The following is a 23,906-nucleotide window of genomic DNA, read 5'->3' as shown; positions in this document are numbered from 1 at the left end:
TTAGTAGTGAGTGCACGTGATTGGAACAACAGTTAAACTGATAAACACCTAAACTGATAAACTTTTTTTTGGTTGAATAAGCAGCAGTTGATTTGGTCATGCGCCCATGTTTAACATGGGCGCAATTTTTTACATCGGGTCATTTCGAGCTGCTATATTATTATTCGTGGCTAAATTCAACTAAGTGCAATATTTCAATAGGGAGCAATAATTCAATGAGGTATCTGATTTTCAAAATGATGCAATTCATAAAACTCAGTGAAATGAGCCACCACACTGCGTTTTGTATCCGTATGTGTCATAACCGTTTCCAAATCCTACTTTAAACGGTTAAATTGTTAAGCGGGTAAACTGGTGAATCGGGACACTTTCTGACCGGATACTTGTTTGCCGGAAAAATATGCCCCCAGCTGGAAAATCTTCATGGCTGCGGGAGCAAAGTGTTTCTGATCCTGCGTTGACACCTGACCGGCGTAATTTGCAATAGCCCTGTACAAACGTTTAGTTTTGTGAAATGCAGTGTGGTGGCTCATTTCACTGAGTTTTATAAATTGCCCGTTTTCCAAAAAGCGGCTCCCTACTTCGTTAAAGCTTTGAAGGGCGAAGCCAAAGCTTTGGTTGGCAAAACTTCGAAAGCCATTACGGTACTGGTGATTTTCCCTGGACAACTGAAACTTTAAACGTCAATCACATCTTCAAACCTCAGACCTCAGACCCCAAACCATTCTAAAACTTATAAGATATCGTACTGCTCGTACCATAGTCAAACTTATTGGTCGAACCATCCGGCGGCCGGTTATCAAAATTGGAATAGAAATTCAGCGACAGGTAGAAATTGTGGACGATCTCAAGGGAGAAGTTCAGGTTACCGTCGTAACGGAAACGACCCCAGTCGGACATGCTGACGAATCCTGACTGATAGGCTGAAACCTGGATATTCGGGTGCTGGTAACGGAAAAAATTGAAACGGAACATGACCGGGATTTCAAACTGAACGGATTGTTCTCCGGTGGTACTTTTTTCCTGTGACACACTGAGACCGCTGATGGCCAGCAACTGGTATTCCTTATGCACCAGCAGCTTGTTACCTGCGCCAAGGGTTCCCTGGAGCCTTCTTGCAATGGCGAGTTCAAGGTTACGCTGGTAGTAGATCTGACCTGCTCCAAACCAGTTGGTCGTAAAATTATAGTTGCTGAACAACTGGAGTGCTTCGTTGTCGCGCGACAATTTTCCGGAGTCCAGGGAAGAAATGGCAGAGGCTGTCAGCTGGTATTCCAGTTTTCTCGCAGCATAATAAACGGTGGAGTTAACTGTCAACTGACCGATATCACTTGATTTCGTGAAGCTGAAGCCGATACCCAGGTTTCCGTCAAGTCTTTTCCAGAAGTTTTTTTCGAGTGCCACCATATCTGAAATATCCAGCAGGCTGAGATCTCTTCGTTCAGTTCCAACATCAACGATACAATGGTTATTCGTTGGTGAAGGGTGGAGCTGTGAAAAGTAGATATGCCTGTCGTTTGTCTCGATCCGGAATATATCTGTTTCCGCAACGATCCTTCTGACTTTATACAGTTTGATGGTGATGATTTTCAGGTCAGTTTCATCGATGGTGAGCACACCCATCTGGCAGTTCTTGATCTCACCAATCAACAATTGTCCATTGAACAGGAAGATGCTGTCTTTCTGGGGTCTTATTCCCTGCGCATGCAAAGCGGATATGGGTAATAGGATCAGAAAAGCTATCGGAAGGAGAGCAGTTATAAGGTTGTAGCAGTTATGTATTCGCGTATACATCATCGGTTCGTCACCTGCGATGGAAGCCGCCACCCATGCGTCCGCCGCCACCGCCGCGGCGAAAGTTCTGGAAGTTCCGTGTTTGAAAATTACCGCGCTGACGTGAATTAAAAGAATTATCGAGGCTCTTGCGCGTTGAACCGTCACCACCTACATTCTGCTGCCAGCTACCGTTGTTGTAATGACTCCAGGAACCGTTGTCATTTTTGCGGTAGATATTGCCGTCATGTCCAACATACGTGCCGTTACTCCCTTTGGCAATAGTGCCGTTATTGCCGTGATGTACCACACCGGATTGGCCGGTGGATGTTCTGTAGCCGGCGGTGGTTCCGTTGGCGTTGGTGATGTGGCCCGTCTGCGCCCATTGATTACCGCGGGTAGCCACTGAACTTCCCCATTGCGCATAAGGATTATGCCCCTGCCGGGTTGCCGCATAGCTGCCGGTCCACGGATTGTAGGAAGATGCCGCTGTTCTGCCGCCGTACCATCCCTGTACGCTTGCTGAACGGCCATAACGGCCCGTTGCCGGGTTATACCATGCCGATGTGCCGGCTGCACCGTAAGGGCCATAAACCGACCGCCCTGCAGCCCATCCGCCGGTCCAGGGATTATAAACCGCACCTACGCCATAAGTACAGGGCCATGGGCGATAAACAGGATACATAAATCCTGGTCCCCACCACATATAGGGCGGATAAAACCAGCCGGTGCCATAGGCGATACAGGCGCCCACGGCCATACCCACCACGAACATGCCGAAATAGCCTGCTGTGGTACTGCTTTCTATAGTGGTTTCGGTGGCATTGGTCTGTGTCACATAAGTGACATTATAGAGCGGAGAACTCGGCGGGATCTTATAAATCTCATCCGGAACGGTGTCTGCCACCTGCCATGGCCCGTTGGGTTTGGCTGACATAAACCACACGGCCTGGAAGCACAGGTAATACATGTCACCCACCTTTACAATTTTTTGCTGGGTATTGCTCGCATATTCAAGGCTGGTGCCTTCAATTGGTTTGAACTGCGGGTCACCATCATATTGCACCTTTACCTGTGAAACCGCCTGAGCCTTGTTCACAATGGCGGTAGTGGGTACCTGGGCCAGCAATACGGCATCGGAAGCTTCCACAGTGCCGGGAACCGATGCCAGTACGCGGGCCTTATCGCCCTTTGGCGGGATCTTTTTAAAGTCGGGCGGCAGTTTATCACTGGCGTAGGTCCAGGGCCCTTCCAGCGAAGAACCACTGAACCATCTTCCGGAAAACAATACATAGAACTCCTTGTTGGTGTTTTCCAGGAAGATATCGTTATCGGTATTGGTGATATACAGTAATCCCGTGCCGGGTACTGTGGCATAAACCGGTGCACCTTTCAGAATGATCAGTTCTGCCGGCTTGTCGTAGAAGAAGATTTGTGGTGGGTTGCTGCGGTTGGCAGGAGCCGGGATCATTTTTTTTACTTCATCGAAATTCTGGCCGGCGGGCAGTTTGGAAAATTCTTTGGGCAGTGTGGCCGCGACTTTCCACCCGGATTCCAGTTGAGGCGATTTCAGCCAGAAATTATTCACCAGGAGATAGTACTGTTTTTCTTTGGTCTCGTAAAACAGGTCCCAGTTGGTATTGACCACAAATTCCAGATGGGTTTTTTCTACCGGAGCCTTAACCGGATCCCCCGTGACCGTCAGTACTACAGCCGGCGTATTGCTGTAAAAGATCTTCGGCGGATCATTGTTCAGTTCGGTAGTGTGGTTGGGAAGATCTTTGTGTTCGGCATCTGCCATCAGTCGCTCCAGCGATATGGGTTCGCCACCGGTAGGTGCGAGTTGGCGGAACAGGTCTTCCATGGGTTGCATCTGGTCTTCCGGCAGGCCGGGAAAGCGGATGCTGGTAGCATCTATGTTACGGAGGTATACAGTATGACTTTCCTGGTCCACTATCGTATTACAGGCGATCGTGGCCACACCATGCGTTTCCTTTCCGCCGGCAGGTGTAAGACTGAAAGCCATATCAGCTGTCAGGACAGTATATTTCTCCCAGCTTTTGATCTGCGGCTGGTAATATACCAGTGTACCTTTCGAATTTTTTGTCTGCCTGGGCCAGCCAATATCTTCTCCTGCCGTCTGCGCAAACTGCCGAAGGGGAATGCCCATTGCAAGTACCACTACTACCAAAAACATCACCCACCTTTGCGCCTTTGCCCCTTTGCGTGGCGCTTTAGCGCCCTTGCGAGAAAAAAAATCTCCGCGAGAAAAAAAATCTCTGTGCGAAACAGTATGCTTTACCATATCAGTATCTTTTAAAAATTACCTCACCCAGAAACTGCCAAAGACAATATAGTATCCCCAGTCCGATGGTCCCTTGGCTACATCAACACCCATCCGCAATTTGAATTTGCGGGCCAGCAAATAGCGAAACCCCGCACCATAGCTGTAGATCCATTGTGCGTCTCCGAATTCGCTGTAATCGTCGAAGGCTTTTCCCGCCCCGGCAAATGTGATCAGGCTCCACCGGCGTACAATGTCCCAGCGTTGCTCTGTTTCCGCCAGCATGTTTTTCATGCCCTGGTAGCGCATCGTGGGAACCCCGCGAAGCTGGATGGAAGGGATAATATAAAAGGGGGGATTACCAAACATTTGCTGGTAGTCAAATCTCAGCCCGCTGATCCAGCCTTTCCCGGTTGTTTCATTTTTCCTGATGGGTTGAAACCAGTAGATATAAGAATTCAATCGTTGATAGTCGTAATCGCTCCCGAAAACATTATCACTGAAGTTGACCAGGGCCTGTGCCTTAATGCCTTTATCCGGAGTGAAAGTATTGTCACGTGAATCATAGAAACCTACAACACCGAGTTCGCCGATGTTGCTTTTGACTTCACGGTCTTTAACAAAATCAGGAAGTGAATCGGTTCCGCGGAGACTGACATTGGTGTGTGCAAATATATACTGGAGCCCCAGGGACCATTTGGGGTTGTATAATTGCTTGTTGACGTTGAGGTAGATCGGAACAGTTTTGAGGTTGAAGGCAAATTCTTTTTCGCCGAGGTTGGCGATGTTGCGGTAATAAGAAATATTGATGTCGGCATAAGCCAATCCCGTTTTGTACCGGATGCCCCACTTGCGGATGGTGGCTGCCCTGAATGCGCCGGTAAACCAGCTGCCGTTGACGGTCGCGCCGATAAGCCCGGTGGTAAGGTTGGGGGGCTGGGGTGTCCGGACACCATCCCTGATAATGGGCGGATTTTTTTGCAGGAACACCGGTGCGATACCGCCGCCGAAACCACCCAGGGCGGGTTCAGTAATGATAATGGGCACGGGAATAAATCCATGTGCATCAATCAGGAAGTCACTGAAATCCATTTTCCCATCCAGTGAATCACGAAGGCTGATGTTGCTGAATCTGCCTTTTTTTTGTGCCAAAGTTGGTCCCGTGAAAAACACGTGGATCAGCACGAACATAAAAGCGGCGATTGCCTGCCGCCTGTGTGTTGATTTATGACGTTTCATCAGTGGCATCCTATTCTATGGTTTTTTGGATTTAGGTCCCAGGAACCGGTAATTGACAGAAGCCAGCAGGGAATACCGCTCACCGCCACTGATGAAATTGCTTTCCACGCGCAGCTGCCATCTTTTGCTGAACTGCAATTGCGCGCCCACCAGTCCCGCCCAGCGTGAACTTGGTTTTTTATCCATCTCATACGTGATATAGGTATCCTCTCCTTTACTGCCATCCACATATGCCTGCATCTTGTCAACGATCTTGTCAACCACCTCTTTCTGCAGGGGACCGAGATCATCATGCCAATTAGCATAGCTGTTTTTGATGTCGTCTATTTGTTGTTGCGTCAGATCGGGAAAGAGATCGGCAATTGAAATCTGTCCCTTCGTTTCGTTGTTCAGGAAAATGCCCATGGCACCTGCCCAGACAGTGACATTCTGTTCCGGATTGCGCAGCCGGAAATTATGCCCCACCCTGATGCCGGCAACTTTGGTCTTTACTACATTTTCCAGCAGTTCAAGGTGGCTCCAGGTATAATTGAAATCACCCTGTATGAAAACAGGGCCAACGCCACCTGCACCCATCAGGCCAATTCCATAGTTCCAGCCGCTTTGCACGGGCTGTGAAGTGATCGACACAGGTTCGGCCAGCACTACCCTGGTCTGGGCATGCGGCAGGGCCCCCAGTATTCCATATACGTTCAGGAAAGGCAACACCCAGACATCAGCCCGGATGTTGGCATTCAGGCCTTTTGCGGTCACTTCCTGGAATTTGATGATTTCACTCATGTCCACGGGGCCCAGGGTATTGTCTTCACCTTTAATACCAATCCTGATATTGCTGATGTCGATACCCTGGACCGCGTAGAATGAATTCAGCATGATGCCAACCGGAAACGGAATATCAAATCCCGCCTTATAGGCTTTCTTGCCCAGTATGGGAAAGATGCGGTCGTAATTCATGTTCTTCAGGCTGTCGTAGTACTGCCGGTGCTTATCTCCGAGTGGCATAGTGGAAACATTCTGGCCGGCCGCAGATACAACAATAGTCAGCCCGGAAATTATTCCGGTAACAATAAGGCGAATTCGTTTCATAGGTCAGTTGTGAACAACACTATCCTTTCACTTTCAGCACCGTTCCGTCCGGAGCGAAATACACCCTTTTCTTGGTGCTTCCCTTTTCCGCATGGATCTCGTAGTACTCTGTGTTTTTTTCGTGGTCAATATTCTTGTAATAGGTTTGTTCGGTAACGGTATAGCCAGGATGTGATTTGCTGATATTGGTAATGGCATTTTTTACAGCATCCGGTAAGGCCGTATTATTTTCCTGGAGCTTCGAACGAACCAGTGTTCCGTCAGCCCTGTAAAGGCCATAATACTTCAGGTCGTCGCGCTTGAAACTGATGGTATAGTAATCCAGGGAAGCATCAGGTGAGAAATTGTCATCTTTGGTTACTGCCCATCCCTGCTTGGTTACACCACCTTTCGGTACCTGGAAATATTCTACAGACTTTGCATCAGGAAAGCGTTTGTGAAGGTCTGCCACAACAGTGCTGGGGGCAACATCTTCAGTGATCTTTTTGGTGCCGGTGATTTTTACTTCTTCGTCCTGCGCGAAGGAGATTGCTGTAACGGCAAGTGCTGCAGACAGCAGAATGATCTTTTTCATGATTGCTTATTTTTTGTTTGAGGATCAGCTTTTGGGGTGGGGATGACTTCGCATGTATTCTTTGTTGATCTCCAGCAACAGGGCTTGCTCAGCGATGATCTTTTTCAGTCGCGTATTCTCCTCAATCAGCAGTTTCAGTTCCTGCTGTGAAGGATGGTTTACCTGGTCTATAGCCAGCTTGTTGAGGACTTCTAGTTTTTCCCGCCAGCGGAACAGCACACTGTACGACAGGTTATGGCGTTGCAGTGTTTTCTTGATGCCAATCTCGTCTGCTTCCCGCAGGATTTTCAGTTTGTCCTCCAGCCGGAATGATCTGCGCTGTTTAGACATGTTGATGCAGTTTGGTCAACCCCCGTTGGTAGTTATTTGGCCGCAGCAGCTCCCGGAGGGAAAGAAGCCATGATTTTGGTAACGGCCTCGGAGATCATCTTGTCAGGATCTTTATAATCCTTATTGTCGATCTCTTTGTTGCCAGTGCCCTGCCAGATCAGTTTTTTTCCTGCAGCATCCACCACATCGATGATCAGTGAACCATCTTTGTAATCGTCCACATTATAAGTCGTATTTCCGGTTACACCCATACCACCACCCCATGCATAGGGACGGTAATAGCCGCCGTAACCGTAATAGTTCGTTGTGGAACTGATGGACTGTTTATTTTTTACAATTGTTACGGCATTCACCAGCAGATCGGGTGAGGAGGTGTTTTCCGTAAACCCTTTTTTGATCATTTCTGCTTTGATGGCATTCTCAATTCTTCCTGAATTGAGCTGGCTGACATTGTCAGTTTTGGCGTCGTCCTTGTAAATCGCAAAGGTTTTGTACTGCGAGAAATTGGCGGCACGATCATAGTCCGTTGTAACTTTTACGGAAGATGTACAGCCTGTACCGGCAGCAGCGGCAATCAGCAGGCAGAATAAGAGCGGGTAACTTGTCTTACGCATATTGCATGTTTTAATGTTGGTGAGCAATGGATAATACGATGAACAGTTCTGAAGGAATAAAAAGGGGGCCTGTCCGAAATACCCTGAATGGATATTCCCGGTATTTAAGTCGAACGGCCCTTTCCTTTCCCCTTCTTAAATATGTTGAGAGATGGTCGGTCTTTTAATTATGGACAGTATTGCGGTTTGCTATCCGCCAACTTTTAAGCTGTTTTTTAAAAAAATCAGGATACCATCCGGGCATAATCGGGATGTTTCAGGAACTCCTGGCGTACGATAACCAGCGCCCGTCTCAGTTGTTTTTCTATGGTGCTGTAAGGCTTGTTGAGCAGGAAGGAAATCTCGCGGTTGGAGTAGTCCTGCCGCCTGCTCATAGTGAAAACCATGCGGCAATTGGGATGCATGTTGCCGAGGATATTGTTGAGGTAAAACTGAATGTCAGAAAGGTCGGTTGTACCCGTTACAGGATCGTGCGTTGACAGGGTGGCTGATGCTTTCACTTTGAGGTGTTTCCTGTATACTTTATTCTTATGGTATTCATTGATTACCTTGTTTCGGATACATTGCTTCAGGTAGGCATACAGTTTGCCATTTTCCCTGATAGCCGGCGGAGCAGTATACAGCTTCACAAGAATTTCCTGCAGTACATCTTCTGCATCGGATGGATTCTGTACACTGTGCAGCGTTACCTCCAGGAGACGATCCCAGTATTTTTCATACAGGTATTTGAAGGCCAACGGTTTATCCGTTTCCATAAGGCGGAGAATGGTGGCATCTGAAGCCAGATTACGGGAGACGAGCATGGGTTCCATATGATCATAATGGTTTAGAAAAAGAGATAATGGACTACGGCAGAACGACAACAGATAATGGACCTGGCTACTAGAAAGAGAGGATTGGATATTCCCGGTATATTGCTATTTAAGGATGGTATTTTCCGAACCCTTGTTTATTAGCATGTTTCGAAGGGAATTTGTTTTCGTATAAGCAATTTAATTCCGTAGATTGTTGAATAGTGTAATATATTTTATCCATTATCCGTAGTAGAATATGTTACAGTGAAGCATACATAGGCATATTTTGTTCTGATTACTGGCATCAGGTTTAGGCAATGATCATTGATTCGGAGGGCGAAAATGAAAATGCTGAAAACAACCATACTGATTGCTGTGTTTCTGACCGGCCGTTGCATCGCAATGGCTCAGCTTCCATTTTACCATTCGGTACATTTTACCAACGAAAACGGTCTTCCCCAAAACAGCATCAAGGCACTGGAATTTGACATTCGCGGCTATTTGTGGATGGCTACCGAAATGGGCGTGGTGCGTTTCGACGGAAGCCAGTTCAAATGGTATGACAAATCCCTGTACCCGCAGCTTGGTTCCAACCGGATCGCGATGTTGCGGACGGCAACGGATGCTGTCGTCTATTTTACTACTGACGATAACCGCTATTATAAGATCAGCGCTGACGGCAAACTGAATGACATTGTGCCGCGGCCGGGGCTGGAAAGCTGGATGGAAAACGGCGCAACGGGATTCGCTTTCCAGGTGTACGACAGCATTGAAGCGAAAATTACGGCCGGTGAACTGGATGCTGCATTGCTGCCCGATGCCATGTCGCTCCGGCGTTCGCTGGTCAACAGCATGCTGCGTACAGGAGACAGGTACTACTACTTTACCGCCGGCATGGAAATGATCACCACTGACACGGCATTAAGATCTTTCCGCAAGGTAAAATTCAGGGGCATTCAGCCGGCGGCCAGCAAACAGGCCTGTTCCCTGTTGCAGGACGATGAAAACCTGTACCTGCGTGATGGCCAGATGCTGTACCGGATAATAATTGACCGGGAAGACCAGGTCTCCTTGCAGCCATTCCTGAAGATTGGGGATATTCCGGGAATTACCAGCCTCGCACTGACAGCCGGCCAGGATGTAATCGTGCTCGGTACGCTTTCTGACGGGCTCTACGTATTTACCAAACAATATTTCATCACCCACCTGCTCGACGACCTGGAGGCCAATGTTTTTTATGCAGTGGCACCCTACCATAAAAACGGATTCATCTCTAAGAAAGCAGCCTTCGACAATGGAAAGGTTATCCCGCTGAAGGACAATTTTACTTCCGAAGCACTGCTCCGCACCCGTGACGGGCATTACTGGCTGAACAGGTGGCAATCACGCAGCAATGCCGGCCTGGTGGAGCTGGACGGTAACCTGCAGCAAACCCGGTTCGTTTCCTCCCCTGACCTCCGGGTCACCTGTATGCAACAGTTCCGCGATGGTTCCATCTGGCTGTCTGCACAAAATGAATATATCGGAAGACTGGACCAGGATTACATTCAATGGTCAAAGCTTCCCGGGGGCATACCGAAAAATTTTCAGCTGGCCACTTTCATTGAAACCGCTTCCGGAGATGTATGGCTGGCAGGAGGGAGGGGTGTCTATATCATGAAGGCAGGATCAGGAGCCATTGCGCCGGTAGCGGGATTGGACAGTGTGACGGTGCGTGCTATGGTGGAGGACAGTCACGGTACTATCTGGCTGGGTTCATATGGCAGCGGTTTTTTTGCCTGGCGGAAAGGAAAACTGACGCGGATGCCGCTGGATAAACAGCAATACCTGCTTACTGCCCACCAGTTCATTGAAGACAGCAAGGGAAACTACTGGATACCGACAAACCGCGGCTTGTTCTGCGTGCATATTGATGATCTTTACCATTACCTGGATGATGCGCGGTTTCCCCTCTACTACCATTATTTCGACAATACGAGCGGATTTTTATCCAATGAATTCAACGGCGGCTGTACGCCTGCCGGTTGCCGGCTGGAAGATGGTTCGATTGTACTGCCTTCCATCCGCGGGGCGGTGCAGTTCCGGCCTGAGGAAGTGCCTGTATACCTGTCCAGGAACCCCATTTATATCGACGCCATTACTATCGGCAACAGGCAGTTTTCCGTTCCTGCAGGCAATACCCTGCAGTTTGACCGTAAGGCAGGTTTTCTTGAAATAACCATCTCTTCTCCATTTTTCGGGAACCAGGATAACAACCACATCGAGTACCAGCTGGAAGGTATATCGCCGGAGTGGCGTGCGCTGCCCAGGGACCAGAAGCTGACGTTTAATGAACTTTCAGCGGGCAGTTATACCCTGCGCCTGCGAAAACGGGCAGGCTTTGGAAAAGACAACCTGATCCAGACTTCTATGGCGATCACTGTGCCACCTTTCTTCCATGAAACCATCAGTTTCAAACTCATTATTGCTGCCATCCTGATCCTCGCCACGATCGCGTTTGCCCGGGTACGCATGCAATACCTGATCAACCAGAAGAAACGGCTCGAAAAAGAGATCCGGCAAAGAACAGTGACGCAGACAGAGCTGATCGGCAGCCTGGAGCAAACCGTAAATGCATTGGAATCTTCACAGGATCAGATCCGGCAGGATGCCCAGTTCCGGCAACAGTTGGCCATGATCATTGCCCATGACCTGCAGTCACCCCTGCGGTTCCTTTCACAAACCACAGCCTGGCTGGAAGCGCAATATGGCGTCAACAGGAACCAGGACTTTTCCGGGTTACTGCGGGAGATAAGTAAGTCGACACAGGCAAATCACGTGTTTATTGAAGATATAGGGTATTGGATCCGCTCTATGGGTTCGGATTTCACCGTTAACACGAAATTGTTCCCGCTGCAGGAATTACTTGTAGAAATTGCTGATTTTTTTGCTCCGCTGGCAAGGGAAAAAAATAACCGGATTATCGTGGCGGGGCCTCCGGACATCAAAGTGAACACTGACCGGCAGTTGTTAAGGGTGATCCTTCGCAATATGGTAGATAATGCGAACAAATTCACCGCGCAGGGACAAATCGTGATTGAAGCGCAGGCTGAAGCCAATACCTGTACATTGATAGTGACCGATAACGGCAGCGGCATTAAACCCGCATTGCTGCTGGAATTGCAACAAAGAGTGACGCAGTCGGCCCCGGTAGATACCCACTTTTCGGCCAGGGGTAATGGCTTCCGGTTCATTACGGCTTTTGCACGCCGGCTGAACCTGCAGCTGAAGCTTTCCAGCCGCCAGGGGGCGGGCGCTACGATTGCCTTGCAGGGTCTGGCCTGTGTGGTAACAACCGAAGAACAATCCGTTGAAATAAAACCAATTCATCATGAGCAGTATACTACTGGCTGACGATCATCATATCGTGATCGCCGGCATCAAGAACCTGCTGACCGCCCATTTTAACTTCGACAGCATTGGTGAAGCGCACAATGAAACAGAGATCATGCAGCGTTGCCGGGAGCGGAGTTATGACCTGATGTTACTGGACGTTAACCTGCCGGGAAGCGATTTCCCGTCGCTGATGGACTGGCTGCACCATCATTACCCGTTGCTTCGGGTGATCGTATTTACCATGCACAGCGAACAGCTCTATGGCGTACGTGCCATCCAGCTGGGAGCAAAAGGTTTTCTTCAAAAGACTGCCGACAACCAGGAGATCCTGCTGGCGATCCGCAGGGTAATTCACAACCAGCTGTACATCAGCAATGATCTCGCGCAATACCTGCTGGAATATAATAAGGGGAAAAACGAAAATCCCTTTGCGGCCCTTTCTTCCCGTGAACTGGAGATTGCAAGGTTACTGGGTGAGGGCAAGTCACTTCCCGATATCTGCCAGGTGCTGAATATCCAGTACTCAACCGGTAACACCTACAAGCGCAGGATCTTCGAGAAACTGAAAGTGGATAATCTGATCGCCATGAGTAAACTGATGATCACCTACCAGCTGGGATGATCAGTAGCCTTTACCATTTAGCTGCGCGAATTTGAGTTCGTCATCTTCCAGCCAGAATTCCCAGTGGGGGTGGAGGAAATCATCCGTGGAATGGATCCAGCGGCCGCCATCGAGTGATTGAACGAGGGATTTAAGTATTTCGCGGATATGATCAGCTTTCGCGAAAAGGCCGGCCTGCCGGTCTTTTAGTTCCTGCCATTCGCGGTGTACCGTGTTGATGGCGATCATCTCGGCATCGGAAAACAGCTTTTCGGAATTCTTCAGGATCAGGTGATGATAATGTGCCTTTTTGGTCTTGATCTCCTTGTCAAGCGCCCGGGCTTCCTGTTCCTGGCCAAAAAGCTGGCTGACCATGGATTTGAGGTCAGGCTGACTGAGCGCAACGGTGTTTTCTGCGATGGTATTCATGGGCATGGAATATCCCCTTAAACGAAGGGATACCGGCCAAAAGTATATGAGCGGCTATTAACCTTGAGCCGTTACCTTGTTTTCCAGCTGTAATACCGCATTGCTTTTTTCTGATACTTCACGGTAGAGCGCGTCGTTCTGCAAAAGCGATTGTTTGTAGGAAGGGATCATGTTGCGGAGTTTCTCCTGCCAGCCGGGCGTTGCCAGCTCTGCCGGGAAGCATTTTTCAAGCAGTTCCAGCATGATGCTCACGGCTGTGGAAGCGCCTGGCGATGCGCCCAGCAGGGCAGCAATGCTGCCGTCACCGGCGCAAACGATCTCGGTTCCGAATTCCAGTACGCCACCGTGCACGGGATCTTTTTTGATCACCTGTACCCGCTGGCCGGCGATCTCCAGTTTCCAGTCGGCCATTTTCGCCAGGGGCATATATTCCTGGAGGGCATCGAGCCTGTCATCGGCACTCTGGGTTACCTGGCTGATGAGGTATTTCGTGAGGTCTATATTGTCGAGGCCCGATTTGATCATCGGGAGGATATTGTAGTATTTGATGGAGGCCGGAAGGTCCATCAGGGAGCCGTTTTTCAGGAAGCGGGTGGAAAAACCGGCGTACGGTCCGAACAGGAGGGCCTTTTTGCCATCGATCACCCGGGTGTCGAGGTGGGGTACCGACATGGGGGGCGCACCTACAGCGGCCTTGCCATAAACCTTGGCCTGGTGCTTTTCAATCACGGCGGGATTGATACAGCGCAGCCACTGCCCGCTTACGGGGAAACCGCCGTAACCCCGGCCTTCGGGGATACCGGATTTTTCCAGCAGGGGCAGGGAGCCACCGCCGGCGCCGATAAATACAAATCTGGTGAGTATATGCGTCTTGTTGCGGGTCGTCAGGTTCTTCGCTTCGATCAGCCATTTGCCGCTGGGTTGCTGCTTCAGGTCTTCCACTTCGTGGGCGAGCCGGATGCGTACGTCAGGAAGGCGCCACAGGTATTCGAAGATCTTCCGGCTGAGGGCGCCGAAGTTTACATCCGTACCATTCTCCACGCGGGTGGCGGCTACCGGTTCATTTTCGTCACGGCCTTCCATGATGAGGGGCATCCAGCCGGCCATCTTCTGCCGGTCGGTGGTGAACTCCATTTCATCAAAAAGATGGTATTGTTTCATGGCGTCATACCGCTTGCGGAGGTAGTTGACGTCCTTTTCGCCGCGTACAAAACTGATATGGGGCACCGGACGGATAAAATTGTCCGGCTGGGAAATGACACCGGCCTGGATCAGGTATGACCAGAATTGCTTGGATTCCTCGAAGGATTCGAAGATTTTGATCGCTTTTTTGATATCAATGGAACCGTCGGCCTTTTCAGGGGTATAGTTCAGTTCGCAGAGGGCGCTGTGACCCGTGCCGGCATTGTTCCAGGCATCGGAACTTTCGCCTGCCAGCACATCCAGCCTTTCCAGCACAACAATGGAAAAATCGGGGTTCAGTTGTTTCAGCAGGGCAGCCAGGGTGGCACTCATGATTCCCGCTCCGATCAAAACGATATCCGCATGCAGCACAGGTTGTTTTTCCATATCAGGCGCAAAATTAAGTGTTGCAGCAGTCGCAATTCCCTGTTATCGTAAAAAATATAGGTCAGATTTAACGATTTTGAGTATTTTTTAGGAAACCCTCCTATGGCAAGAAACAAAGGCAACCTGCTGGCGAAGTTTCACAGCGGTAAGGTTGGAAAAGACATCGTGTTCAAGCGGCACGGCGACAGCACCGTTATGGCTAAATACAATGACCGGAGCGACGTACTGCTCTCGATCCTCCAGGTGAAACAGAATGATCTTTTCGCTGAAGCCGTCGCATATGCAAAAACCTTCCTGGAAAACAAACAGGCCTGCACCGAACTGGAGAAAAAGCTGAAAGCCAACCCTAAAACCCGGCACCGCAGCGTTTATAATGTCGTCCTTCAAAAGTTCCTGAAGGAACGGAGTACCGCGATAGCCGCCGCCGAACGCCGGCTGGACGACTATCAGCAACGTTTCCCGGTCTCGGACCGGCAGCTTTCAGCCCTTCAATACCTGGTGCACGATATGCCGCTCAGCAACAAAGCATACCGTGAACTGCACAGGATTTCAAAAGCAACGGCTACCCGCGATCTGCAACTGCTGGTCGACTGGGGACTGATCATGTTCACCGGCCGCGGTGCAGGCCTCACCTACAGCCTTGTGCAATCAGGCGGGAACGGGACAGGAGAATAGCGTTTGAAGAGATTGCGCAACCGTTTGTGCTAAATTCTGCCGTACAAATTACTGATGAAAAATGGACATTGAGATGCAAGAATTCATTTGTAAAAAGGAATTAGTAAATCAATTGTTCATGAATAGCCTGGTTAATAAGATAATTGTATTGATCGTTTTTCTGTCCTCTGTATTTGTTGTGCATGCACAGGTCAATAAAGCGCCATTTGTCATTCCCGCACTGCAGCAATGGAAAGGTGGAAGCGGATTTTACAGGTTAGCGGATAATACCAATCTTGTTGTTTCCACCAGGGATCAGTCGCTTCAAACCTATCTTCAAACATTTTTGACCGATCTGCAAACCATTTATCCTGGAAAGAAGTTTGAGATAAGGACCGGCCAGCCGCGGAATGGAGATATTTATTTTTCTATCACCGGTGATACTGCGCGCCTTCCTTCTCCCGAGGGATATATTTTGACTATTGACGACTATGTTTCCATTGAAGCAACGCAACCCATTGGCGCTTTTTGGGCTACAAGAACCCTGCTGCAAATATTAGAGCAGGATGCACATCATGTTAGTATTCCCAAAGGCATAGCCAAAGACTATCCGCTGTTTCCGATCCGCGGTTTTGTACTCGATGTTGGAAGGAAATATTTTACCATTGATTTTCTCAGGGATTATGTAAAATTCATGTCGTACTATAAAATGAACGATTTCCAGATTCATTTAAACGATAACGGGTTTAAACAATTCTTTCGTAATAACTGGGATTCCACCTATGCCGCATTCCGGCTGGAAAATGAAACCTATCCCGGTTTAACTGCAAAAGACGGCGCCTACAGTAAAAAAGAATTTATTGAATTACAAAAACTTGCCAATGGATATGGGGTGAACATTGTGCCCGAAATTGATGTGCCGGCGCATGCCCTGTCCATTACAAAGGCTGTTCCACAAATAGGCAGTGCGAAATATGGCATGGATCACCTGGATATACACAATCCTTATACTTATACCGTAGTGGATAATATTTTCAAAGAATACCTTGAAGGACCTGAACCGGTATTTATCGGAAAAGAAGTGCATATAGGTACTGATGAATATGCCAGGGAAGAAGCTGAGAAATTCAGGGGGTTCACCGATCATTACATCAGGTATGTAGAAAGTTTTGGCAAAAAACTAAGGCTATGGGGCGCATTGACACATGCCCCGGGGAGTACTCCTGTCAAAGTGAAGGATGTAACCATGAACGTTTGGTATAACGGCTATGCAGATCCTAAAGAAATGCTGAAGCTGGGTTATGATGTGATCAGCACGCCGGATGGCTGGTTATACATTGTGCCAAAGGCCGGATACTATTTTGATTACCTGGATCTGAAAAATATTTACAGCAAATGGACACCCAATGTCATCGGCGACCAAACCTTCGAGGAAAGCAACAAACAGATCAAGGGCGGGTCGTTCGCCGTGTGGAATGACCACGTGGGCAATGGTATTACGGGGAAAGATGTGCATGACCGGGTGTTTCCGGCTATGCAGGTGCTGGCACAAAAAATGTGGATAGGAAGTAAAGTGGATTTGTCTGTCAGCTACGACAGTTTTAAAAAATCGGCTGCGAAAATAGGAGAGGGGCCGGGACTAAACATAAGGGGAAAGATTTCCGGTAAAAACAGCCTGATTTTAGCTTACTCATTTTCACAGACACCGGTGAAAGACGGCAGCGGTAACAGGCGCAACGCCGTGACAACTAAAAATGTAAAACCAGTTGTGCAGCTACAGAAAAAAGCTGCCGCTTTTACCAATACAAGTGTAATCGAAACACCCATTACAGGAATCGGGTACAATTATACCGTTTCATTTTATATCAATCCTGCAAAGGGCAACGAAGCAGACGCTGTGTTATTTTCATCGAAGGATGCCGTCGTGAAATTGAAACAGGGCAATTCCGGAAAACTTGGTTTTTCAAGGGAAGGATATGATTATCATTTTAATTATGTTGTACGGGAGAATGTATGGACGCACATAATCATAACCGGAAACAGTAAGGGAACCAGTTTGTATGTGAATGGAAATTTTGTGGAGAAGCTGGAAGGCGCTGTGCAGGAATTCAATGGCGGAAAAGATAAGATCGCCAAACAGCAGACCCTGTTTTTCCCCTTGCAATATATCGGCGATGGTAAAAATAGCTTTACTGGTTGCATCAGCAGCCTGAAAGTGTATAACAATTCACTCTCTCCTGAAGCCATAAAATTGTTGGCTCAATGAAACTTGAAAAAGTGACTCTGCTTCATCTCGGCTTCAACCTGGCTCAATCTCTCCTTCATCCATGCTCCGGCTGCGGGGTTGTTGTTTCCAGGGAGCCGGATTGGAGCAGTGATGAAGTAAGGATGGTACTGGGTTGGCACTTAGAAAGACGGCAAACCATCGGCAGACAAACGGCAGACGAACGGCAGACGGTGTTTTGAAACTGTTTCCCAAAAGATTTTCTACCGCGGCACCAGCGGCGGTAAATTAAGGTCCGGTTGGGAGCCGGAACAGGGGTGGGGCACCCCCTGGGTAGCAAGAAACCCTTTGTGGGTAAGGATTTCAGGCGATTCTGAAAATTTCCTCCAATTGAAAAAGAGCGTCCTTCGGTGATCAGCTAAACCGGTATGGAAACCGGGTCGGTAAAAACCGATAGGCTCATAATGCCCAAATATTAGGCGCATTGGCCTGAATAATGGGCTCATAACGCCAAATAATGGGCTCATCAACACGAAATAGAGAACTACTGGAAATACGCGCAGGGCAATTTCTTTACTTAATTCCGGAAGGCCGGCAGAGGTAACCCTCAAAAGCCCGGGAAAATTTACAGGGAAATATCCCACTGCAACCGGAACCGCCATTCGTGGGTGGGCTGATCAACCGATAGGTCGTACGTAAAATAGCTCATCTCGGCCGTCAGTTTATTGGCGTGCCCATTGAAAAACCAGTTGAAAGCACCGGAGGTTTCTCCTTTTTTGGTTTCGCTGGCTTCCACATTAGGCCGGTAAGCGGCATGCCGTGCGGCGAATTCCAGCTGCTTTGGCCACCAGCGCCATAACTGGTGAAAGAAGTATCCTGCCTGCACATAATAACCGTGCAGGTCATCGGTCTGGTCGTTGTTCAGTTTGTCAATGATCTCCTTCCAGTGAAATTCCGACTGCCAGCTGAATCCGCGATACATGAATGCTGTTTCCAGGTTGGCCTGGTTCACCCGGTATTGTCCAGGTTGCCCATCCTCATAACCCTCCAGGTAGCCACCGCCGGCCTGCGAAAAACGCGTATAGGGGCTTTGGTTGGTAACGGCATTAATGGCCAGTACTGCAGCGGGTTTTTCATGTATTTCCAGATCGCACCCCACAAAATCGAGGTAGCGGCCAAACATGTTCCATTGCAGCCTGCCGAAATACATCAGGTGACTGTCGTCGTTAGCCGTATTGCCGCGGCCGGTACCAGTAAACACACCGAACCAGTAATTGAAATCAGCAAGACCTTTGCCTTTCAGGCGCCCATAGATCTCGGCGCCCTGCTGGCGATCGAGGGTAAAGGGCCGGTTGATCACGGAGCGGTCCACCATCTGTTGTTCCCCGCTGCTGATGCGGCGTTCCCGGGTATATTCTACTTTGAATTGTCCCACCTGGAATTTGAGCCAGTCCCATTTCTCCACCATGATCTGGTAGTTGAGCAGGTTGGACTGGCTCAATTCGTATTCCCAGTAATATTTCAGCCAGGGCTGGAAGGCATGGCCGCCCACTTTCAGCCTTGCGCGGTTGATCTTGAAAGCCGGTTTTTTTTCTCCGGTGAAGTCGTCGAAGGTAACGGGGTCCTGGTCTTCCGGGGTGGCGAAACGAAACTGCAGCCGGCTGTGGATCTGCATCAGGAATTTGTTATCGCGGGTTTTGAATTCAAATCCCTTTTCGCGGTTATACCTGACCGTTGCTTTTGCCGCTGTGTCGTTTTTTTCTTCAGGCTCCTGGGCTGTGGCGGAAAACGACAGCAAGATGGTCAGCAGCAGGCATGCCAGGAAGCGGATCCATATCGGAGAAGAGTGATGCATCACTTTTCTTTTTTAAAGGATTTGGAGATGCCGAGCCCGATGGTCCAGGTGTCGTATGCATTCCAGCGGAAATCGTACTGGATGCTTCCTGCTACTTCCCAGCCTTTGCGGATCTCTACGCCATATTCAACCGCAAGGCGGTTCAGCAGGTAGTCTTCCTCTTTGGCGAATTCACCACCGACGCCCAGTCCGAAATTCCAGTGTTCCGTTGGCTGCCAGATACCCATCAGGGCCGGGGCGATCGGGCGGGATCTTTCGACTACATCGTCGGGACCCCCTTCCAGGTTCTTTTCCACTTCAAAATTTTCCACTACAAAATCGGTATGTACACCCAGTGCAAATTTTGGTGAAAGATGAAAATTGTAATCCAGTCCCCAGAACGGAACAATCAGCATTTTGCTGTTGCCTTCAGCATCGCGGCCATTGAATACGTGTTCATGACCGATGGCGAGTCCCAGCTGGTGGAAGGGTTTGAAAGGTTCTTTGTTACCTGATTCTGTTTGGGCACTGAGCGGTTTGCTGGTGCACAGTAACAGGAACAGGGAAAACGAAATGAGGCCGTACCGGTAGTATTTTTTGTTCATGGTTGTTATTTATGGATGAAAGCGGGATGCCTGCTCCACGAGTTTTTCTGTTTTGATCTGGATTTCCAGCGCCTGGTTGGCGATGATCTTTTTCAGTCTTTCGTTTTCCGCAGTGAGCACTCTGACCTGTTGTTGCAGTCTGAACTGTGCATGTTGCTCTTTCATCACCTCCGGCTGAAATTTTTCCTTCCAGCGGGAGTAAACGCTGTACGATAACCCGTGTTCGCGCAGAATGGCGTTCACGCCCTTCTGCGCGGCACCGTCTATAATGGCACGTTTCTCGTCGTCTGTGAATTTTCTGCGAAGGCGGCCGGGCATAACTCAGGTTAGTCTAGGGTTCGATAATGTTGAACCAAAAATTAAAATTGTCCAGCATGCTGATAAAGGAGGTGAAAGCACTTCCATCTCCACTGATTTTAATCGTGCCGTTATCAGTCAGTTCTTTGAATGTTGCTTCGCCAAGGCTTATCCGGTCCAGGTCTTTCCTGTTAATCGTTACAGTTGCAGTGACATTACCGTCAATATGACTGCCTATTCTCGGCGTTACTACTCCGTTTTCGATGATAAGTGCAACCTTGCCTTTAACGTCCGGAAGGTTTATGTTAAAGGAGTATTTCATGGCGGCAGCTGCCGGTTCTGTTCCTTTAAACCGCATGGCAAGGAAGTTGAAGAACAGGTCGTTTGACATGCCGCGTATCATATCCGGACCTGCAGTATTTGGTGCGGGTAAAACTTTAACTCCCTGCCGCAATTCCTTTGCACCGCTCAGGTAGAAGTTTCTCCACGGGCCGGATTCTGCCTGGTAGCCCAGTTGCTCGTAGGCGTCTGCGAGCAGGTTCCGTGCCCCCTGGTTTTTTGGATCGGCAAACACCAGGTGGTTAACCACTTCGGCTACCCAACGATACTCGCCTTTATCAAAAGACTTTTTAGCCTGCGCCAGGAGGTTATCGGCGCCGCCCATAAATTCAACATATTTTTTTCCAGCTTCCGATGGAGGCAGTTTGTCGAGGTTTGCGGGGTTGCCATCAAACCATCCGAAGTAAAGGTCATACTGTGCTTTCACATTATGGCTGACGGATCCGTAATAGCCCCTGTTGGCAAACCGTTTGTCGAGTTTTTCGGGTAGCTTCAGCATATTGGCAATCTCAACAGGTGTGTACCCCTCGTTGGCCAGTCTCAGTGTCTGATCGTGAATGAAGCGGAAAAGGTCACGCTGGCTCGCCAGGTAGGCGTTGATGGTATCATTGCCCCAGGTGGGCCAGTGATGTGAACCAAAAGAGGCCTGTACATCTTTTCCCCATTTCTGAATGGAAAGGTCAATGTATTTACTCCATTTCTGGCCATTCCGCACTTTTGCGCCTCTCAGGGTGTACAGGTTATGAAGTGTATGGCTTACATCTTCTGCCTGGCAAAACGCCTTGTACTGAGGAAAATAAAACATCATTTCTGCCGGTGCTTCCGACTCCGGCGTGTAGATGAATTCAACTTTAATGCCGTCGATGACCCTGCTTTCGCCCGTCAGGCTTTTGATTACATGAGTGCCCTGAAGGATGCCGGCAAGCCCTGTTGATGTTGTTTGTCCGAGCCCTGTTCCAAGGGTTCCCGTGGAGTCTTTGGGCAACAGGTTGCCATACATGTAGGAAGCCCTTCTTCCCATAGTATTTCCGCCCATTACATTTTCGCTAATCGCCTCGTCAAAGTATCCTTCGGGAATATATATGGGCACTTTCCGGCTGATGACATCGGCTTCGTCCACTACTCCCCGGATGCCGCCAAAATGATCGATATGGCTGTGGGTATGAATAATTGCGGAAACTTTTCTTTTTCCCAGCTTCGCGTTGGCCAGTTCGAGACCTGCCCGCGCAGTTGGCGGTGACAGTAAGGGGTCGATGATAATCCAGCCTGTTTTGCCTTCCACCAGGGTCATATTGGCGAGATCGAAACCACGGATCTGGTAAATTCCATCGGTTACCTTAAAAAGCCCGTTGATGCTGTTGATCTCGCTCTGCCGCCACAGGCTTGGGTTAGCAGTGGCAGGCGATTCGCCCTTAATGAAATCGTATTGTTTCATGCTGTAGACCACATTGCCTTTTTCGTCTTTTATTTCACCCTCATCCAATGTGGCGATGAATCCCCTGCGGGCATTGTCGTAATCTGTTTTATCGCTGAAGGGCAGGTATGCCTGCAGCTCAGCCTGTTTCTGAACAGTAAATGACGTAGCCGGCTTAACGGTATTGTTTTCCGGGGCAGCCGCCGGGGTGTCGTTCTGCTGGTTTCCGGATTGCCCGCAATTGCTTAATAGAAAGGCCATTGCAATGAATGCAGAAATCCTGCAAATTGAATTAATCATATGATCGGGTTTGTAATAATGAATTGTTGGAGTGGCTCAATATTTTTCCACAACGGGTGGCACCCAGCTTCCGTCTGTAATGCCCGCTTCTCCCCAATAGGCACGGATGTACAGGGAGAAGTCTTCATTTGGAGAAGGCAGCCAGTTGGATTCTTTGTCTTTTCCGGGATTTTTATTTCCCGCATAGAGGGTTAAGGTGCCGTCTGCATTTTTCTGCAGGGTCTTGTTTTTGGTTCCAAGCGAATATCTTTTGAAGTCATTCGGATAGAAGAAATGTTCCTTGTTATAGAGCGTCATTGACCAGAATCCTTTCACCGGAGGCAATACCTTAAAGGTGATTTTGTAGTTGCTTTTGCCGTGCAGCTTTTCACCGCTTGCGGTATAATCAGTATAAAAGTATTGCGTCTCGTTGGGCCGGTTGTCGAACATATTTGACCTTGAAGTGCCTGCCCGGTTGAAATAGTCGAAACCCCATTCTGCATTGTTCTGGGAGCGGTTCCAGTTATTGCCCGCTGGTTTGCCATTGTATTTCCACTGAATAAAATCCTTAACGAGAGATTTGTCCATGGCGATCGCCTCATTGGTGATCAGTTTTTGTATTGCAGGGTCGCGTTTGGCAACCGCGAGCAGGGATTTTAGCTGGGAGTACAGGGCTTCCTCCCCAGGCAATGGCGGTACTGTTTCCAGAACCGTCCCCAGTTCATCAAAGAATTTTTCGGGAATTACCCATTTGGTTTCAGCGCCTCCGTTTCCTGCATTGGGATTGGGAATAATCGGCGCATTTTTCCATTCTGTGGTTTTCATTTTTCCGTCAAATTCGGAAAGCGGGTATACCGTGATCTGGTTGATTAGCGGCTGAATGGCCGCACGGTCTTCAGGGGTGTCGTCCATGAACACCCGCGGGATACAGTTACCCAGTGATGTCGGACTGGTCAGCACGCCGGTGATGCCCGCGGGAACATTGCCTTTCCAGTTGGGGCCTTTCAACAGATAGAACCCTGGCTTGGTGCCATAGGGCTGTCCGATCTCACCGATCTGATCGGTACGCGCATCATACAGCGCATAAACAAAAAAGCGGCTTCCGAAATCAGGCACCTGGATGACAACGGGCTGGTCATCCAGGGAAAAGAATCCGAGGCCGTACACAACATCCTGGTTCGGGCACGCAATAAAGGTTTGCCCAGGATCAATATAGTCATGCAGCATAGCGATCCTCCCGGTAGGAGCTGCTGGTAATACACCACCCAGTAACCCGGGTTGCGGCGCTTTACTCAATGTATTTTTCCTGTTCAGCATATTGACCATGGGGTACCCCCAGGTATAGGCAAAACGCGCCAGTGTTTTAGCATATTCCGGGTGCATGGTTATATCCGTGCTGGCCGGGGCGATGGTACTGTGCGTGGCAACAACTTCAACAGTTGTGTCCTTTGCGGATGTTACAGCTGTAGAATCGTTGGTGCTTTTTGTGTTGCCGGCATTATTGCAGGCGGCATACATCGATATGCTAATAACCAGCACGCCTATGGTTATCAAACGGGCGGACCCGATCAGGATTTGTTTCATTCCAATGT

At 49.1% G+C, this 23,906-nt stretch carries 19 protein-coding genes; 4 read left to right on the top strand and 15 right to left on the bottom strand.

The features are described 5' to 3' along the window. Positions 1-726: 726 nt before the first annotated feature. The 8 genes from FPE01S_RS00620 to FPE01S_RS24530 form a co-directional block, all read right to left on the bottom strand. Positions 727-1,710: a DUF481 domain-containing protein gene (locus FPE01S_RS00620; RefSeq protein ID WP_046367032.1), complete on the bottom strand. Its 984-nt coding sequence runs from the start codon at positions 1,708-1,710 to the stop codon at positions 727-729. Positions 1,711-1,804: 94 nt separating this feature from the next. Beyond that, positions 1,805-3,970 carry a hypothetical protein gene (locus tag FPE01S_RS00615; RefSeq protein ID WP_157473848.1) on the bottom strand — a complete coding sequence of 722 codons (2,166 nt, stop codon included), beginning with the start codon at positions 3,968-3,970 and terminating at the stop codon, positions 1,805-1,807. Between the two features lie 126 nt (positions 3,971-4,096). After that, positions 4,097-5,305 carry a BamA/TamA family outer membrane protein gene (locus tag FPE01S_RS00610; RefSeq protein WP_052955415.1) on the bottom strand — a complete coding sequence of 403 codons (1,209 nt, stop codon included), beginning with the start codon at positions 5,303-5,305 and terminating at the stop codon, positions 4,097-4,099. A 6-nt stretch (positions 5,306-5,311) separates the two neighbouring features. Further along, the gene (locus FPE01S_RS00605; protein ID WP_046367031.1) at positions 5,312-6,382 is read right to left on the bottom strand and encodes a hypothetical protein; all 1,071 of its coding nucleotides are present in this window, start codon (positions 6,380-6,382) and stop codon (positions 5,312-5,314) included. A 19-nt stretch (positions 6,383-6,401) separates the two neighbouring features. Beyond that, on the bottom strand, positions 6,402-6,956 hold the full coding sequence (locus tag FPE01S_RS00600; protein ID WP_046367030.1) for a hypothetical protein: 555 nt from the start codon (positions 6,954-6,956) through the stop codon (positions 6,402-6,404). Positions 6,957-6,980: 24 nt separating this feature from the next. Further along, positions 6,981-7,286, bottom strand: coding sequence for a transposase (locus tag FPE01S_RS00595; RefSeq protein ID WP_046367029.1), 306 nt, complete (start codon positions 7,284-7,286; stop codon positions 6,981-6,983). A 32-nt stretch (positions 7,287-7,318) separates the two neighbouring features. Next, complete coding sequence (locus FPE01S_RS00590) at positions 7,319-7,900, bottom strand: DUF4136 domain-containing protein (RefSeq protein ID WP_046367028.1); 582 nt, start codon at positions 7,898-7,900, stop codon at positions 7,319-7,321. Positions 7,901-8,124: 224 nt separating this feature from the next. Further along, positions 8,125-8,712, bottom strand: coding sequence for an RNA polymerase sigma factor (locus FPE01S_RS24530; protein ID WP_052955414.1), 588 nt, complete (start codon positions 8,710-8,712; stop codon positions 8,125-8,127). 330 nt (positions 8,713-9,042) lie between these two features. Between FPE01S_RS24530 and FPE01S_RS00580 the strand changes: the two genes are divergently transcribed. Continuing rightward, on the top strand, positions 9,043-12,087 hold the full coding sequence (locus FPE01S_RS00580) for a sensor histidine kinase (RefSeq protein WP_169749115.1): 3,045 nt from the start codon (positions 9,043-9,045) through the stop codon (positions 12,085-12,087). Beyond that, a complete protein-coding gene (locus FPE01S_RS00575; protein ID WP_046367026.1) occupies positions 12,065-12,691 on the top strand; it encodes a response regulator in 627 nt (208 codons plus the stop codon). The genes FPE01S_RS00580 and FPE01S_RS00575 overlap by 23 nt, the downstream gene beginning before the upstream one ends. On the opposite strand, the gene FPE01S_RS00570 is transcribed toward FPE01S_RS00575, so the two are convergent. After that, positions 12,692-13,099: a hypothetical protein gene (locus FPE01S_RS00570; protein WP_157473847.1), complete on the bottom strand. Its 408-nt coding sequence runs from the start codon at positions 13,097-13,099 to the stop codon at positions 12,692-12,694. It abuts the gene before it with no gap. Positions 13,100-13,156: 57 nt separating this feature from the next. Beyond that, the gene (locus FPE01S_RS00565; protein WP_046367024.1) at positions 13,157-14,668 is read right to left on the bottom strand and encodes a malate:quinone oxidoreductase; all 1,512 of its coding nucleotides are present in this window, start codon (positions 14,666-14,668) and stop codon (positions 13,157-13,159) included. 102 nt (positions 14,669-14,770) lie between these two features. Between FPE01S_RS00565 and FPE01S_RS00560 the strand changes: the two genes are divergently transcribed. Both FPE01S_RS00560 and FPE01S_RS00555 read left to right on the top strand, forming a co-directional pair. Continuing rightward, positions 14,771-15,343, top strand: a complete 573-nt coding sequence (locus FPE01S_RS00560; protein WP_046367023.1) for a Fic family protein — start codon at positions 14,771-14,773, stop codon at positions 15,341-15,343. A 118-nt stretch (positions 15,344-15,461) separates the two neighbouring features. Next, a complete protein-coding gene (locus tag FPE01S_RS00555) occupies positions 15,462-17,588 on the top strand; it encodes a glycoside hydrolase family 20 protein (protein ID WP_046368506.1) in 2,127 nt (708 codons plus the stop codon). Positions 17,589-18,171: 583 nt separating this feature from the next. Here FPE01S_RS00555 and FPE01S_RS00545 read toward each other — a convergent pair. Genes FPE01S_RS00545 through FPE01S_RS00525 form a run of 5 tightly spaced genes read right to left on the bottom strand, consistent with a single transcriptional unit; the run spans position 18,172 to position 23,898 of the window. Beyond that, a complete protein-coding gene (locus FPE01S_RS00545; protein ID WP_046367021.1) occupies positions 18,172-19,401 on the bottom strand; it encodes a porin in 1,230 nt (409 codons plus the stop codon). Beyond that, positions 19,401-19,985, bottom strand: coding sequence for a hypothetical protein (locus FPE01S_RS00540; RefSeq protein ID WP_046367020.1), 585 nt, complete (start codon positions 19,983-19,985; stop codon positions 19,401-19,403). The genes FPE01S_RS00545 and FPE01S_RS00540 overlap by 1 nt, the downstream gene beginning before the upstream one ends. A gap of 9 nt (positions 19,986-19,994) precedes the next feature. Continuing rightward, on the bottom strand, positions 19,995-20,303 hold the full coding sequence (locus tag FPE01S_RS00535; protein ID WP_046367019.1) for a transposase: 309 nt from the start codon (positions 20,301-20,303) through the stop codon (positions 19,995-19,997). Between the two features lie 13 nt (positions 20,304-20,316). Next, entirely contained in the window at positions 20,317-22,335 is a 2,019-nt protein-coding gene (locus tag FPE01S_RS00530) for an alkyl/aryl-sulfatase (protein ID WP_046367018.1), read from the bottom strand. Positions 22,336-22,371: 36 nt separating this feature from the next. After that, a complete protein-coding gene (locus tag FPE01S_RS00525) occupies positions 22,372-23,898 on the bottom strand; it encodes a DUF1254 domain-containing protein (protein ID WP_046367017.1) in 1,527 nt (508 codons plus the stop codon). Between the last annotated feature and the right edge of the window lie 8 nt (positions 23,899-23,906).

The sequence above is a fragment of the Flavihumibacter petaseus NBRC 106054 genome (assembly GCF_000974785.1).
GTDB classification, from domain to species: domain Bacteria; phylum Bacteroidota; class Bacteroidia; order Chitinophagales; family Chitinophagaceae; genus Flavihumibacter; species Flavihumibacter petaseus.
This window is presented reverse-complemented; position numbering and strand designations above follow the sequence as displayed.

Bases quoted from the DNA above. Each gene is read 5' to 3' on its own strand.
- FPE01S_RS00540 (WP_046367020.1), bottom strand. From the start codon at position 19,985: ATGAACAAAAAATACTACCGGTACGGCCTCATTTCGTTTTCCCTGTTC.
- FPE01S_RS00605 (WP_046367031.1), bottom strand. From the start codon at position 6,382: ATGAAACGAATTCGCCTTATTGTTACCGGAATAATTTCCGGGCTGACT.
- FPE01S_RS24530 (WP_052955414.1), bottom strand. From the start codon at position 8,712: ATGGAACCCATGCTCGTCTCCCGTAATCTGGCTTCAGATGCCACCATT.
- FPE01S_RS00600 (WP_046367030.1), bottom strand. From the start codon at position 6,956: ATGAAAAAGATCATTCTGCTGTCTGCAGCACTTGCCGTTACAGCAATC.
- FPE01S_RS00615 (WP_157473848.1), bottom strand. From the start codon at position 3,970: ATGTTTTTGGTAGTAGTGGTACTTGCAATGGGCATTCCCCTTCGGCAG.
- FPE01S_RS00525 (WP_046367017.1), bottom strand. From the start codon at position 23,898: ATGAAACAAATCCTGATCGGGTCCGCCCGTTTGATAACCATAGGCGTG.
- FPE01S_RS00580 (WP_169749115.1), top strand. From the start codon at position 9,043: ATGCTGAAAACAACCATACTGATTGCTGTGTTTCTGACCGGCCGTTGC.
- FPE01S_RS00595 (WP_046367029.1), bottom strand. From the start codon at position 7,286: ATGTCTAAACAGCGCAGATCATTCCGGCTGGAGGACAAACTGAAAATC.
- FPE01S_RS00575 (WP_046367026.1), top strand. From the start codon at position 12,065: ATGAGCAGTATACTACTGGCTGACGATCATCATATCGTGATCGCCGGC.
- FPE01S_RS00545 (WP_046367021.1), bottom strand. From the start codon at position 19,401: ATGCATCACTCTTCTCCGATATGGATCCGCTTCCTGGCATGCCTGCTG.
- FPE01S_RS00535 (WP_046367019.1), bottom strand. From the start codon at position 20,303: ATGCCCGGCCGCCTTCGCAGAAAATTCACAGACGACGAGAAACGTGCC.
- FPE01S_RS00530 (WP_046367018.1), bottom strand. From the start codon at position 22,335: ATGATTAATTCAATTTGCAGGATTTCTGCATTCATTGCAATGGCCTTT.
- FPE01S_RS00560 (WP_046367023.1), top strand. From the start codon at position 14,771: ATGGCAAGAAACAAAGGCAACCTGCTGGCGAAGTTTCACAGCGGTAAG.
- FPE01S_RS00610 (WP_052955415.1), bottom strand. From the start codon at position 5,305: ATGCCACTGATGAAACGTCATAAATCAACACACAGGCGGCAGGCAATC.
- FPE01S_RS00570 (WP_157473847.1), bottom strand. From the start codon at position 13,099: ATGAATACCATCGCAGAAAACACCGTTGCGCTCAGTCAGCCTGACCTC.
- FPE01S_RS00565 (WP_046367024.1), bottom strand. From the start codon at position 14,668: ATGGAAAAACAACCTGTGCTGCATGCGGATATCGTTTTGATCGGAGCG.
- FPE01S_RS00555 (WP_046368506.1), top strand. From the start codon at position 15,462: ATGAATAGCCTGGTTAATAAGATAATTGTATTGATCGTTTTTCTGTCC.
- FPE01S_RS00590 (WP_046367028.1), bottom strand. From the start codon at position 7,900: ATGCGTAAGACAAGTTACCCGCTCTTATTCTGCCTGCTGATTGCCGCT.